Origin of the sequence: Vibrio sp. TH_r3 (assembly GCF_033101115.1) — a bacterium.
Lineage (GTDB): Bacteria > Pseudomonadota > Gammaproteobacteria > Enterobacterales > Vibrionaceae > Vibrio.
In genome coordinates, this window is the sequence record NZ_JAWMPW010000004.1 from 21413 (window position 1) to 35322 (window position 13910).

Sequence of the window (13910 nt, forward strand, 5' to 3'; positions counted from 1 at the left end):
TTTGATTAGTATACGATAACCGCGCGGCGGTTTTTCGCATAGGCATCTTCAGACTGACCAAAAACTAATGGCTTCTCTTCGCCATAGCTCATGATTGAGATTTGATCAGCTTGAACACCTAAGGCTTGAAGGTATTTAGATACAGCTTCAGCACGACGCTCGCCAAGTGCGATGTTGTACTCTGGAGTACCACGCTCATCAGCATGACCTTCAACAGTCACTTTAATACCCGCATCTTTGCTTAAGAACGCAGCATGTGCTGCTAGCATTTCTGCATAATCACCAGATACTGATGCATTATCAAATGCAAAGTAAACCGTGCTTTTTTCACGAAGTGCTTGCTCTTGCATCTCTCTTTCAGAAAGTTGAGTTGCTTGATCAACAGGCGTCGCTACAGTAGTGGTTTCTGTTTGCTTGTTCATTTCTTGAGAAGCAGCGTCAGCAGCTTCATCACTTGAGCTACAAGCTGTAACAGCTAGGATAGGTAGCGCAATAAGCAGCCCTTTAAAAATCTTGTTAAGTTGCATCTGTTATATTCCTTACTTTATCAAACTTAGTTGCTACAAAAACGGTGACCATGCGGGAGCTCTAACACGCCCATTTGTTGCCGGTAATCTAGCTTTAAATCGACCATCTATAGAAACCATAGAGAGCACGTTTTTCTTTCTATAAATAGAACTGTATATGACCATACTACCATTTGGGGCAATGCTTGGGGATTCATCCAGTAGTGTTTTAGTTAACACTTGAACGGCCCCTGTCTCCAAATCTTGTTTTGCCAAATTAAAACCACTATTTGAACGATTCACCATAATTAGGAATCTTCCATCTGGAGTAATTTGCCCACCCAAGTTCTGGCTGCCTTGCCAAGTTAGACGGTTGGTCGAGCCGTCTACCAAATTTACTCGATATATCTGAGGTTTACCACCCCGATCTGATGTAAATATCAATGATTGACCATCTGTTCCCCAGAAAGGTTCGGTATTATTTGATCTACCGCTCGTTATTTGTCGTAACTTACGTGTCGCCAGATCTAAGGTATAGACATGCAGACTGCCCGTTTTTGATAATACAATCGCCAACGTTTTTCCATCTGGTGAGAATCTTGGTGCACCATTATGACGAGGAAATGAAGTAAGTTTTTCTCTTTTCCCTGTGTAAATGTCCATTAAGAATATTTCTGCCTGATTATTTTGAAAGCTAACATAAGCAAGCTGACGTCCGTCTGGCGACCATGCAGGAGACATAAGTGGTTGCTTAGAACGTAGAACTAAACGTTCGTTGAATCCATCATAATCTGCAATTCTTAACTGATAACTGTATTGGTCTTCTTCATTAACAACAACATACGCAATACGAGTGACAAACGCCCCTTTCTCGCCGGTTAATTGCTCATAAACCAAATCAGAGATTCTGTGCGCATATTCACGTAATCGCTCGCCCGGTACCGTCGCACGTTTGTTAAATAAAATATGATCTTTAGAAAGGACTAATTCACCATCTGGGCCCAAAGCTTTACTTTGTCCCATCGTTAATTGCCCTCGAATAACATCAATTAGCTGGTATCTAATAACATAATTACCTTCGGCGTCTTGAGTTATCGTTCCAGTTAGTAATGAATCGACACCTAAGTTAGTCCAATCCGCAAATTGAATGTCAGTATCGCTATAAGGTGTTTGCGGCATTTTGTCGACAGCAACTGGGCTAAATTTACCACTACGACGCAAATCGGATGCAATCACGTCAGATACATTGTGCGGAAGATCTGTCGCTCCTTCCCACTTGAATGGCACGATAGCGATAGGTCTAGCAGAGTCAATACCTTCTGTTATTACCAGTTCCAACGCGGCATTAGCCACTTGGCTAAGGCTGGCTGTTAATATCAACAGTCCTGTAATAAGGTTTTTAATCAAAATACATCCCTTTTACTACGAATTTATTATTCAGGTGCAACCGTAAGATTAATGTTACGCAGCTTATCAATAATATCTTGATCCGCTGGTAAAGGAAAACTACTTACCTGCGCGACTGCTCGCTCTGTTGCAGCACACAACCTTGAATCGCCACTAACCACTGCAACACGACTTAGCATTGCATCTTTTCCCGTAGGCAATAATTGCAGATTAACCTTACAAGAACGACCTCGGAATGAATCTTCCATAAGCAAATTATTCTGAATAAGTTGCTTATAGATTGCACCATACCTATCTAATTCTGATGCGATAACTTGCTGTTTAGTTGAACTATTTTGTGCTTGTTCTTCTTCTAACCCAGCAAATATATCACTTAATGCCGCTTCTCGTTCTTTACGTTCAGCTTCGGCTCGTTTACGTTCTTCTTCTAACTGTTTTAATCGCTCTTGCTCTTGTCGTGCTTTGACTTTAGCTTCTTCTGCCGCTTTTTGATTAGCAATTCGTTCTTTCTCTGCTTGTTCCGCTGCTTTTTGGGCGGCAACTCGGTCTCGTTCGGCTTGCTCAGCTAACTCTTTTTGCTTTTGAGCTTTTTCCTGAGCCTCTTGAGCGGCTTTTTCACGATTAATCCGATCAGCTTCTGCTTTAGCCGCTGCGGCTTCTTTTACAATACGTTCTTGCTCTGCTTCTTTAGCTTGTTGCTGCTTTTTAACTCGTTCAGCTTCTGCGCTTGCCGCTCTTTCTTTCTCTAGTCGCACTTTTTCTTGTTCAAGCTTTTGCTGCTTTTCCGCATCACGCGCTGCTTTATTCGCTTTAGTACGTTCTTCTTTTAGTTTACGAATTCTCTCTTCTTCTGCTTGACGATTTTTTTCCAACAATTCACTTTGTTTGCGCAATTTATCCAAACGTTCTTGTTCAGATTTTGCGGCAGACTTGCGTTTTTCTCTTATCTCTTTCGCTTGTTTTGCTACCAAAGCAGGATCAATCACCACCGCTTCGACCATGCTACCTATTGGCTTTGGTTTTGACATATTAAAATCTGTCCCCCAAAGCAATGCCGCTACTAGCAACAAATGAAGGGTGACAGAAATAATGATGGCTGATGTTAACTTATTATTTTTTTTCATCTACAGCTAACGCTATTCCTTGATATCTGTCAACAGGCCTACTTTAGGTACTCCTGCTCGACTTAATTCATCTAAAACTAAAATAATTTCCGCGTACGGTGTTGCGGCATCTCCACCCACCGCGACAGGAGATTTTGGCGAAATAGACAATTCCGCCTTTATACGAACAATCATATCTTGTAGCGAGAGGCCACGTTGTACCTCTTCGTCATTAACACTCAATCCTAAATTACCATCTTGATCTATTTCGACAATAATAAAACTTGCATCTGAATCGCCCGCAATTTCAGATGCAGGTTTAGCTTCTGACGCTTGCGGTAACTCAACATCGACACCTTGAGTAATAAAAGGAGACGTCACCATAAAAATTATGAGAAGCACCAACATGACATCAATATAAGGTACAACATTGATTTCTGCGGTTAACTTCCTTTTCTTAGGTTGATAACCCGCCATGATTATTCCTTATCACTCATTGCTTGGCGATGAAGAATACTGTGAAATTCTTCTGAAAATGTAGCGTAAGAGTGTTCTAACTTGGCAACGCGATTGCTTAAGCTGTTATAAGCCATGACCGCTGGAATTGCAGCAAACAACCCCATCGCCGTTGCGACTAACGCCTCTGCTATACCCGGAGCAACCATGGCTAATGTAGCCTGCTTTACTTGTCCTAAAGCAATGAAGGCATGCATTATTCCCCATACGGTACCAAATAATCCGATATACGGGCTAATCGATCCAACTGTGGCCAAAAATGGCAAGCTTGTCTCTAGTGATTCTACCTCTTTGGAGACCGTTACCCGCATAGTTCTTCCAGTACCGTCCATAACAGATTCACTCGATGAACCATAAGTTCGTCTTAGTCGAGCAAATTCTGTAAAACCTGTGAAGAATATTTCTTTCGTACCAGATAAGTCGTCTTTGTGTTCTTTGACTTCTTGATAGAGTTTGGACAGGTCTTGTGTTGACCAAAATTTGTCTTCAAACTCGTTCGCTTCTTTTACTGCAGTCCGCAGCACTTTACTACGTTGAATAATCATAGCCCATGATGCTACGGACATACCGAGTAAAATAAGCATTACCACCTTAACTAAAAGGCTTGCCTGTAAAAATAGGTCTAAGATTGAAAGTTCAGCGTTCACTCTAATTCAACTCCGCGATTATTGAGCTTGGTATAGCTTGAGGTTTCATTTTTTCACTGTTCACGCATGCTACCTTAACTATGGCTTTACACAACGTACGTTGTTCAAGATTGACGATTTCCTGACAAAACACAATGGATGCTTTTTTCAACTCTGCCACTCTGGTAACAACCATCAGTTGATCATCTAATTTAGCGCCTTGCATAAAATCGATATCAATGTGACGCACCACAAAGCCAATGTTTTGTGCTAACAAATCGTGTTGAGAAATGCCCTTATCACGCAACAACTCTGTTCTTGCACGTTCAAAGAACTTGAGATAATTCGAATGATATACTACACCACCCGCGTCAGTATCTTCATAATAGATAGTGACAGGCCATTTAAATGAATTCGTCAAATCTGGTACAACCTATTCCTAATAATAAATAAACTTAACATCAAACTATACCTTATAGATATGGCAATAGTCTTTATCATACGGATTTTTTTGAAATAAATAGTAAAAAATTGAAGCAATCTGATCAAGAGTGCTTCAATTTAAAAGAATTTTAAACGAAAAGATAAGCGAATGTGAAATAACTGAGGATGGTTAATGAAAAATACGGTGAAAATATTATTTTCCAAGCAACGAAAATAGGTGTGAAACCCACTCCAAATATAACGCCTGAACAGACAGCCCAAACAAATAATGGGCCGATATATGGGGTAAACCCACCAATCGCCTCGCCGTATAACGTTGGCTCCCACATCAACAACACCACATGACCTATTGCTAATAGGAAAGATAAAGCCCTAAATAGGGCTTTATCTATTGGACGGTGTAAATTCGCTATTTGAGTAGCAAATTTAGTCACTATCTTTATCCATCATTTCGGAATGTTCTAACCACAACGCGTTAATAATACCAAACGCACAAGCCAGCAACACACCTAGAATCCATGCAAAATACCACATTTCTATGACTCCTTAATAAAGTGAATTTTTGTTTTCTTCGATGAATTTATCATCAAGACGACCAAACATTTTGTAATAAGTCCAACTGGTATAACCCAATATGATAGGAACAAAAACGGCCGCAACAATGGTCATGATTTTCAAGGTTAATTCACTAGACGTTGAATCCCACATAGTTAAACTTTGGCTTGGTTCCAAGCTCGAAGGCATAATAAATGGGAACATCGCAAAACCAGCAGTCAGAATGATACCGGCAGAAGCCAAGCTAGCCGCTAAAAATGCCAGAGCTCCACTGTTTACTCGCGACGCGATGATAACAATTAACGGCATCACCACCCCTAATATAGGCGCAGCCCATAGTAAAGGATAATCGGAAAAGTTCTGCATCCAAGCACCCGCTTCACGAATCACTTCTTTGTTTAATGGATTAGACGCGGCAAAGGTATCAAGTTCCGTTTGCAATGCATAACCATCAATATTTTGCACCCAAAAACCACCTAAAACAAATAGCACAAATATAGCAAGAGCACCCATTTGAGCAACTTTACTTGCTCGTTCGCGCACGTCATCGGTCGCCTTCATTTGCAACCATGTCGCACCCATAACGAGGAACATTGATAAGCTAACTAATCCACACAGTAACGCAAATGGATTCAGCAAGCCAAAGAACGAGCCATGATAAGTCGACATCATAAAATCATTTAAGGTAAATGGCACACCTTGCAGAAGGTTACCAAATGCGACACCGAAGATGATAGAAGGAATAAAACCACTGGCACTAATCGCGATATCCCAGTTTTTACGCCATTTATCTGACTCGATTTTTGAACGATAGTCCAAACCAATCGGACGCAACCATAACGCCGCTAGCGTTACGATCATCGCAAAGTAGAAACCAGAAAATGAGGTTGCGTAAACAAGAGGCCATGCGGCAAATAATGCCCCACCTGCTGTCACTAACCAAACTTGGTTACCGTCCCAATGCGGGGCAATCGAGTTAATCATAACGCGACGTTCGCTATCTGTTTTACCAATAATCGGTACCAGAGCACATACGCCTAAATCAAATCCATCCGCGATGGCAAAACCAATAAGCAGTACGCCGACTAGTAGCCACCAAATAAATCGCAATGCTTCATAATCAAACATTATTTAATCTCCCTTACGCTTCTACTTGGCGATTAACTTTGTCTTGGACAGAGTCACCGTTTTGTTCAAAGTGGTAGCGGCCTGTTTTCAAGCTGCTTGGCCCTTTACGTGCAAATGTCACCATCAGATACACTTCTACAATCAAGAATACTGTATACAATGCAAGAATAGCGAACAACGAAGCCCAAAGTTGACCTGTGGTTAGCCCTGACACTGCTACGTCAACGGGTAATATTTCACCTACTGCCCAAGGTTGGCGGCCATATTCAGCAACAAACCAACCCAGTTCGATGGCGATCCAAGGTAATGGAATTCCGTACATTGCTGCTTTTAATACCCACTGTTTTTGCGTGATTTTTTGACGGCAAGTTTGCACGAATGCTGCGCCAAAAATAAACAACATCGCAAAGCCAATACCTACCATGATACGGAACGAGAAGAACAGAGGCCAAACCGTTGGAATAGAGTCATCCGCGGCCGCTTTTATTTGCTCTTCAGTCGCATCGACAACATCATCGGTATAACGTTTAAGCAGTAATCCATAGCCTAAGTCATCTTTTATGTCATCAAACGCTTGCATGTTTTCTGGCGTTTTGTCACCTGAACGTAGTTTTTGTAGAAGATCATAAGCAATCATGCCATTTCGAATGCGCTCTTCATGCTCAAGTTTCAGATCAGAAAGACCCGTTACTTCTTTATCTAAAGAACGAGTAGCTATGATACCCATCGCGTATGGAATTTTAATTGCAAAATCAGTATGTTGTTTCTCTTGATTAGGCAAACCAATAACAGTAAATGCGGCGGGTGCTTCTTCTGTGTGCCATTCAGCTTCGATCGCAGCTAGTTTTACTTTTTGTACATCACCCAATTCGTAACCAGATTCATCACCCAGAATGATAACCGAAAGAATAGAGGCCATACCGAAAGAAGCGGCAATCGCAAATGAGCGACGCGAGAAAGCAATATCTCTGCCTTTCAGTAAGTAGTAAGAGCTGATACCTAAAATGAACATAGCCCCTGTTGTGTAGCCAGCGGCGACAGTGTGCACAAATTTAACTTGAGCAACCGGATTCAATACCACTTCAGCAAAGCTAACCATTTCCATGCGCATTGTTTCGAAATTGAATTCCGAACCGACTGGATTTTGCATCCAACCATTTGCAACCAATATCCATAGTGCAGAGAAGTTAGATCCCAATGCCACAAGCCAAGTCACCACTAAATGCTGACGCTTTGATAACCTATCCCACCCGAAGAAAAATAAGCCTACAAAAGTGGATTCTAAAAAGAAAGCGACTAATGCTTCTATAGCGAGTGGAGCGCCAAATATATCGCCTACATAGTGCGAATAATACGACCAGTTGGTACCAAATTGAAATTCCATGGTTAGACCAGTGGCCACACCAAGGGCGAAGTTTATACCGAATAACTTACCCCAGAACTTTGTCATGTCCTTGTAGATTTGTTTATCAGTCATTACATATAGAGACTCCATGATGGCAAGTAAAAATGCCATACCTAGAGTCAGTGGAACAAACAGGAAGTGATACATCGCTGTAAATGCAAATTGCAACCGCGATAGATCAACTATGTCAATCATGGTAACTCCTTTTAGTGTCGGCTGAGTGACACTGATACGTTTGGTATCGTGTTTAAGCATTAAAGATTAACTATAATATTTTAATTGACGACCTACCGAGTAAATCGACAGCGAAAATCAATAAAAATCATTAATTGTTAATATTTTGTACTTTTTTGGTTAGTTTTTTGTTAAGTTATATCTAATATAGCTGCTGCTAATATTATCGATAAACATCATCAGATTCAAAAGGTTTCTATAAATAATTTCGCTTTGATTTACATCAAGAAAAACAGCTGGGGACCCACTTACGAGATAAGAGTATGATATAGATCAGCAACTAGTAGCACGCTATATACACCACTAAAAAAAATCCAGTACAATTTAAAAGCGGCTAGAACACTATTAATAGTGGTTTATCAATGAGTGACACTTATAGATATTGATATCAATAAAATTAGATAGAAACGCAACTGAAGTATAGAGATAAAATGAATGTAACTAGATCTTGGACTTAGCTTAAAGTAGAGGCAAATAAAATATTGGGTACTTATCAAAAATACCCATAAGGCCGTTTAATTGTTTATTTCAAAACCAAAATGCAAATAGGCTCTCTCAGTAGCAATTCGTCCCCTTGGCGTACGTTGTAAGTAACCTTGCTGAATAAGAAACGGCTCTAATACATCTTCTATGGTATCTTTTTCTTCACCAATTGCAGCCGCTAGGTTATCCAAACCAACTGGGCCACCAGAAAATTTATCCATAATCGCCACCAATAGTTTTCGATCCATATAATCAAAACCTTTTTGATCAACATCGAGCATATCTAACGCCTTATCTGCAATATCGGCACAAATATGTCCATTGCTTTTCACTTCGGCATAATCTCTAACACGTCTTAGTAATCGGTTTGCGATTCTTGGTGTACCACGAGCACGTTTGGCTACTTCTAGCGCACCATCTTCATCCATTGAAAGATTTAAACAACCGGCACTGCGCTGCACAATATGCTGTAAATCAGCCACATTGTAATATTCTAATCTCTGCACGATACCAAATCGGTCACGTAATGGAGAGGTCAACGAACCTGCTCGTGTTGTTGCACCTATCAGAGTAAAGGCAGGTAAATCTATCTTAATAGAACGAGCGGCAGGACCTTCGCCTATCATTATATCTAGCTGATAATCTTCCATTGCTGGATACAGAATTTCTTCAACCATAGGGCTCAATCGATGGATTTCGTCGATAAAAAGAATATCATTTTCTTCTAAATTTGTGAGAAGTGCGGCTAAGTCTCCTGCTTTTTCTAATACCGGTCCAGAAGTGGTACGTATATTCACTTCCATCTCATTTGCTACGATATTGGCTAAAGTGGTTTTACCCAGACCTGGAGGACCAAAAATCAATAAGTGATCTAATGCTTCATACCTTTGTTGAGCCGCTTTGATGAAGATTTCCATCTGATCTCGGACATGATCCTGACCTCGGTAGTCCACCAATTTTTTTGGTCGAATAGCACGATCTATCACTTCTTCATCTTTAAATACCGGATTTTCCGGAGCAATTAAGCGATCTGCTTCGATCATTAATTCTCTCTCTCTTCTATACCATTAAGTATAACCATGGTATTGATCATTAGTGTTGAATAAACAAGCTAAACCATAGACTTTAATGCTTCGCGGATAATTGATTCACTCGTCATGCCTTCTTGCGCGACTTGCGATACCACTTTTGATGCTGACTGAGGTTTGTAACCGAGAGAGATTAAAGCACTAACCGCTTCATCTTGCGAACTCTGTACTGGCGCAGATTGAGATTGGTTATCCATTGGAGCCGCATCTGTAACCGGTGTAAAGAGATCCCCTGCACCCCAACCTTTTAATCGATCCTTCATTTCTACCACTAGACGTTCAGCTGTTTTTTTCCCTACTCCCGGTAATTTAACTAGAGTCGAAATATCTTCTCGTTCAACACAGGAAACGAACTGTGCAGCCGTCATGCCAGAAAGAATAGCCAAACCCAGCTTTGGACCCACTCCGTTAGCTTTGATTACTTCGCGAAACAAAGCTCGCTCTTTTACACTATTAAAACCATAGAGTAGCTGAGCGTCTTCTCGTACAACAAAATGCGTATAAACGGTCGCTTCTGCTCCTATTTCGGGTAACTCATAAAAGCAACTCATTGGCATTTGTACTTCATAACCAATACCACTAACTTCAATCAACAGTTCAGGTGGCTGCTTTTCCAGCAAAATACCACGTAAGCGTCCAATCACAGTAACGATCCTTTGAAACGATTAATATTGACGGATAATAATATATTACTGGATAAATAACCAGTTCGAGATAGGCGCAATTCGTCGCTTTATCTATAACGACCTTTTTTTGCACTGGTCGCTCTACCAGCTAATGCGATAAGCGTTTTATTAGTATTCGCGTGACAAATTGCCACTCCTAGTGCATCCGCAGCGTCGGCTTGTGGTTTTGCAGGTAATTTAAGCATACTTTTCACCATATGCTGTACCTGTGATTTATCCGCTGCGCCTGTCCCTACTACCGCTTGTTTAATAGATCGAGCAGAATATTCAAACACCTCTAAGTCAGCGTTTACTGCTGCTACAATAGCACTACCTCGTGCTTGGCCTAGCTTTAATGCGGAATCAGCATTTTTAGACATAAAAACTTGTTCAATAGCAAATACATCAGGCTGAAACTGAGTGATCAATTCCGTAACACCAGCATAAATTTGTTTAAGTTTACCGGGTAACTCTGCTTCAGACATCCGGATACAGCCACTACCTAAATAAAGTAAGTTACGTCCTTCTTGGCGTATAACACCGTAACCTGTAATTCTTGAACCTGGATCAATACCAAGGATGATCATTCATTTTCCTACGCTTCTGTAAATAGTAATTAATGTCGCATCAAACGATACAACGGCTTTGATCGGAATAAGCCTTTAGATGGGAATAAAAGTCATCGACGCGACACTTTGTACCACTTTATTTATCGCTCGGTTAGTGCTATCGGAAACTAAAATAGCCATCATATCTTGTACAATAATCATTTGGCTTAAAACTCGCTCATAGCTGTAATTGGGCACACCATTTTTATCGAACCCATTCGTAAATAACAAGTATTCGCCATTATCATATTTTTGATTGTTGATTTGCCAAGCAATGGTCTCTAAATTACGAGCACTGGCGTACAATTTTTGCTGATCAATTTCATCTAAAATATAAAATTCTAACTGATTATTATACGATGCGCTCAACATGCCTGTAATACCAGCCATCAAAGCGAAAACTCTGTCGCCTTTAAACTCCTTAGAAAAAGCCAACGGTAATACATCTACTCCATCCATATTACCGAGTTCAATAAATCCGTTGACTGGTCGGTCAACCGTCATTAATTGGGAAAGTCGAGCATCTACCGTCATTCCAGAGCTCTTTTTTAATTCTCTCGGATTCCTTTTATACAACTTGATGATCAAATCTCTGGTGAGCTTTCTGATCTGTTCAATATGTATATCGGTAACCAAGTCAATATCCGATTTAGCAATATTTCTAATATCAAAAGGGCGACCATTCTTTGCTGAACAAGAGGTCAATATACACGCCAATAATACTATCAAAACATAACGCATAAGCCGTATCATCCTTGTTTCGCTCTTTATATACCGTACGCTAAAGTAAACACGCAGAGATTCCAGTAAGAATAACTGGTCGTAACAACAAATTTCATTGTATTCAGACACTTTATGAAACAAAAGTCTTTATTGCTACTTTAAAACAGAGAGCATCACAAAATTGACACTAAAAACGTCCTACATTGAGTCGAATAATGCTTACTGTCGGATTATCTGAGAGACAAAAAAACCAGTTCACAACATGAACTGGTTTTTATTATCCAACAAATTACGATTCCAACACCAAGATGCTTATTCGTCGAACCTTATATCTGCTAGTCGACAATGCGCTTTCGTATCAATTACGACTCTTTTTTCTCTGCCAATTTAACCGCGATAGACAGCTCTTCTAAAGCAACTGGATTAGCTAAACTCGGAGCATCAGTCAATAAACACGCTGCTGCGGTGGTTTTAGGGAACGCAATAACATCACGAATATTATCTGTACCACAAAGCAACATCACTAATCTGTCTAAACCGAAGGCTAAGCCCGCATGAGGTGGCGTACCATACTTAAGGGCTTCAAGTAGGAAGCCAAACTTAAGTTGTTGCTCTTTTTCATCAATACCTAAAATATCAAATACGGTTTCTTGCATTTCTGAGTTATGAATACGGACAGAACCACCACCCACTTCATAACCATTGATTACCATATCGTATGCGTTTGAATTAGCCGCCGCAGGGTTTGCTTTCAATTCTTCCGCAGTAATTCCCAATGGGGATGTGAATGGGTGGTGCATCGCATGCAAGTTACCTTCATCGTCTTCTTCAAACATTGGGAAATCCACTACCCAAAGCGGAGTCCACGCTGATTTATCGGTTAACTCTAAATCATTACCTACTTTCAGTCTTAATGCGCCCATTGCTTCTGAAACAATGTTAGCTTTGTCAGCACCAAACAAAATAATATCGCCAGATTCCGCAGCCGTGCGCTGTAAAATGCCTTGAATCACCTCTTCAGAAAGGAATTTAGCTACTGGCGATTGGATACCATCTAAACCTGCATCCCGATCGTTAACTTTCATCCACGCTAACCCTTTGGCACCGTAGATACCGACAAACTTACCGTATTCATCAATTTGCTTACGACTAAGTGAAGCGCCACCAGGAACACAAAGAACAGCAACTCGACCTTTGGCATCATTTGCCGGGCCAGAGAACACTTTAAATTCAACATCTTTAACTAGATCTGCTACATCGACCAACTCTAGCGGGTTACGTAAATCTGGCTTATCTGAACCATAGCGACGAATCGCTTCTGCAAATGACAACACTGGGAAGTCACCAAGATCAACGTTAAGCAATTCTAGCCACATTTCACGGATCATTTTTTCCGTTATAGCACGGACTTGGTCAGCGGTTAAGAAAGACGTTTCTATATCAATTTGGGTAAATTCTGGCTGGCGATCAGCGCGTAAGTCTTCATCACGAAAGCATTTTACGATTTGATAATAACGATCAAAACCAGACATCATCAAAAGTTGTTTAAACAACTGAGGCGACTGCGGTAATGCGTAAAAACTGCCTTTATGTACACGGCTAGGCACTAAATAATCACGTGCACCTTCTGGTGTTGCTTTGGTTAATACTGGTGTTTCGATATCAAGAAACTCGTTATCATCGAGGAAACGACGAACAAAGCTTGATGCTTTAGCACGCAGTTTAATTTTGTCACTCATTTCTGGGCGGCGTAAGTCAAGATAGCGATACTTTAGACGCTGCTCTTCTGAGTTATTTTGCTTGGAATCTAAAGGCAATGCCTCTGAACGATTAATGATTTCTAGATGAGTGGCTAAAACTTCCACCTCTCCTGTTGCCATATCTTTATTTACTTGGCTATCAGGACGAGCGCGTACTTCTCCAGTAAACTTAATACAAAATTCATTTCTTAATTGGTTGGCAACTTCAAATACGTCTTGCATATCTGGGTCGACCACTACCTGAACAATTCCCTCACGATCTCGCATATCAACAAAGATAAGGCCGCCTAAGTCACGACGACGGTTAACCCATCCGCAAAGTTCTACAGTTTGCCCTACAAAGGACTTGTTCAGTTGACCACAATACTGGGTACGCATAATGAAATTCCCAATCTCTTAATTAGTTATTAAATTTTTGGACAGTGACTACTGCCAATTCAACCAACATTTATACCCTCAAAGCGTGTGAAAATCGACCTTTGCAATGACTTTTTATTTTATTTTGTATCGAGTTACGGCCATTCGATGATAAAAACAGCAATTTCGCCCTATTTTCCATCACTTTTATCAATATTTTACTTTGTATTATCCATTGCTAAATGGCGTATTGAGCCATTGTTTTAATGGTAGGTGACACGATAGATTTTTTCTCTTAAAAT

General features: G+C 40.5%; 15 protein-coding genes. All 15 read right to left on the reverse strand.

Translation table 11 applies throughout. From position 1 onward, the window contains the following. Positions 1-5 precede the first annotated feature (5 nt). Positions 6-527: a peptidoglycan-associated lipoprotein Pal gene (gene pal, locus R3X26_RS05540; protein ID WP_317716227.1), complete on the reverse strand. Its 522-nt coding sequence runs from the start codon at positions 525-527 to the stop codon at positions 6-8. A gap of 33 nt (positions 528-560) precedes the next feature. Next, positions 561-1913, reverse strand: coding sequence for a Tol-Pal system beta propeller repeat protein TolB (gene tolB / locus R3X26_RS05545; protein WP_317716228.1), 1353 nt, complete (start codon positions 1911-1913; stop codon positions 561-563). 26 nt (positions 1914-1939) lie between these two features. After that, entirely contained in the window at positions 1940-3037 is a 1098-nt protein-coding gene (gene tolA / locus R3X26_RS05550; RefSeq protein ID WP_317716229.1) for a cell envelope integrity protein TolA, read from the reverse strand. A 12-nt stretch (positions 3038-3049) separates the two neighbouring features. Continuing rightward, complete coding sequence (gene tolR / locus R3X26_RS05555; RefSeq protein ID WP_317716230.1) at positions 3050-3493, reverse strand: protein TolR; 444 nt, start codon at positions 3491-3493, stop codon at positions 3050-3052. Positions 3494-3495: 2 nt separating this feature from the next. Continuing rightward, positions 3496-4179, reverse strand: a complete 684-nt coding sequence (tolQ, locus tag R3X26_RS05560; RefSeq protein WP_317716231.1) for a protein TolQ — start codon at positions 4177-4179, stop codon at positions 3496-3498. A gap of 1 nt (position 4180) precedes the next feature. Next, positions 4181-4579, reverse strand: a complete 399-nt coding sequence (ybgC, locus tag R3X26_RS05565; protein ID WP_317716232.1) for a tol-pal system-associated acyl-CoA thioesterase — start codon at positions 4577-4579, stop codon at positions 4181-4183. Positions 4580-4730: 151 nt separating this feature from the next. Continuing rightward, positions 4731-5036, reverse strand: a complete 306-nt coding sequence (gene ybgE, locus R3X26_RS05570) for a cyd operon protein YbgE (protein ID WP_317716233.1) — start codon at positions 5034-5036, stop codon at positions 4731-4733. Further along, entirely contained in the window at positions 5029-5136 is a 108-nt protein-coding gene (gene cydX / locus R3X26_RS05575) for a cytochrome bd-I oxidase subunit CydX (protein WP_009842723.1), read from the reverse strand. The genes ybgE and cydX overlap by 8 nt, the downstream gene beginning before the upstream one ends. 12 nt (positions 5137-5148) lie before the next feature. Next, the gene (cydB, locus tag R3X26_RS05580) at positions 5149-6285 is read right to left on the reverse strand and encodes a cytochrome d ubiquinol oxidase subunit II (RefSeq protein ID WP_317716234.1); all 1137 of its coding nucleotides are present in this window, start codon (positions 6283-6285) and stop codon (positions 5149-5151) included. A 13-nt stretch (positions 6286-6298) separates the two neighbouring features. Then, complete coding sequence (gene cydA / locus R3X26_RS05585; RefSeq protein WP_317716235.1) at positions 6299-7885, reverse strand: cytochrome ubiquinol oxidase subunit I; 1587 nt, start codon at positions 7883-7885, stop codon at positions 6299-6301. Positions 7886-8439: 554 nt separating this feature from the next. Next, positions 8440-9450 (reverse strand): Holliday junction branch migration DNA helicase RuvB, encoded by a 1011-nt coding sequence (ruvB, locus tag R3X26_RS05590; RefSeq protein WP_317716236.1) that lies wholly within the window; start codon positions 9448-9450, stop codon positions 8440-8442. Positions 9451-9518: 68 nt separating this feature from the next. Beyond that, positions 9519-10139: a Holliday junction branch migration protein RuvA gene (ruvA, locus tag R3X26_RS05595; RefSeq protein WP_317716237.1), complete on the reverse strand. Its 621-nt coding sequence runs from the start codon at positions 10137-10139 to the stop codon at positions 9519-9521. Positions 10140-10228: 89 nt separating this feature from the next. After that, a complete protein-coding gene (ruvC, locus tag R3X26_RS05600; protein WP_317716238.1) occupies positions 10229-10747 on the reverse strand; it encodes a crossover junction endodeoxyribonuclease RuvC in 519 nt (172 codons plus the stop codon). Between the two features lie 75 nt (positions 10748-10822). Next, on the reverse strand, positions 10823-11509 hold the full coding sequence (locus R3X26_RS05605) for a hypothetical protein (protein WP_317716239.1): 687 nt from the start codon (positions 11507-11509) through the stop codon (positions 10823-10825). A 344-nt stretch (positions 11510-11853) separates the two neighbouring features. Then, positions 11854-13629, reverse strand: a complete 1776-nt coding sequence (gene aspS, locus R3X26_RS05610) for an aspartate--tRNA ligase (protein ID WP_317716240.1) — start codon at positions 13627-13629, stop codon at positions 11854-11856. Positions 13630-13910: the final 281 nt, after the last annotated feature.

Bases quoted from the DNA above. Each gene is read 5' to 3' on its own strand.
- R3X26_RS05605 (WP_317716239.1), bottom strand. From the start codon at position 11,509: ATGCGTTATGTTTTGATAGTATTATTGGCGTGTATATTGACCTCTTGT.
- pal (WP_317716227.1), bottom strand. From the start codon at position 527: ATGCAACTTAACAAGATTTTTAAAGGGCTGCTTATTGCGCTACCTATC.
- cydX (WP_009842723.1), bottom strand. From the start codon at position 5,136: ATGTGGTATTTTGCATGGATTCTAGGTGTGTTGCTGGCTTGTGCGTTT.
- ruvC (WP_317716238.1), bottom strand. From the start codon at position 10,747: ATGATCATCCTTGGTATTGATCCAGGTTCAAGAATTACAGGTTACGGT.
- tolA (WP_317716229.1), bottom strand. From the start codon at position 3,037: ATGAAAAAAAATAATAAGTTAACATCAGCCATCATTATTTCTGTCACC.
- ruvB (WP_317716236.1), bottom strand. From the start codon at position 9,450: ATGATCGAAGCAGATCGCTTAATTGCTCCGGAAAATCCGGTATTTAAA.
- cydB (WP_317716234.1), bottom strand. From the start codon at position 6,285: ATGTTTGATTATGAAGCATTGCGATTTATTTGGTGGCTACTAGTCGGC.
- aspS (WP_317716240.1), bottom strand. From the start codon at position 13,629: ATGCGTACCCAGTATTGTGGTCAACTGAACAAGTCCTTTGTAGGGCAA.
- cydA (WP_317716235.1), bottom strand. From the start codon at position 7,885: ATGATTGACATAGTTGATCTATCGCGGTTGCAATTTGCATTTACAGCG.
- tolR (WP_317716230.1), bottom strand. From the start codon at position 3,493: ATGGCGGGTTATCAACCTAAGAAAAGGAAGTTAACCGCAGAAATCAAT.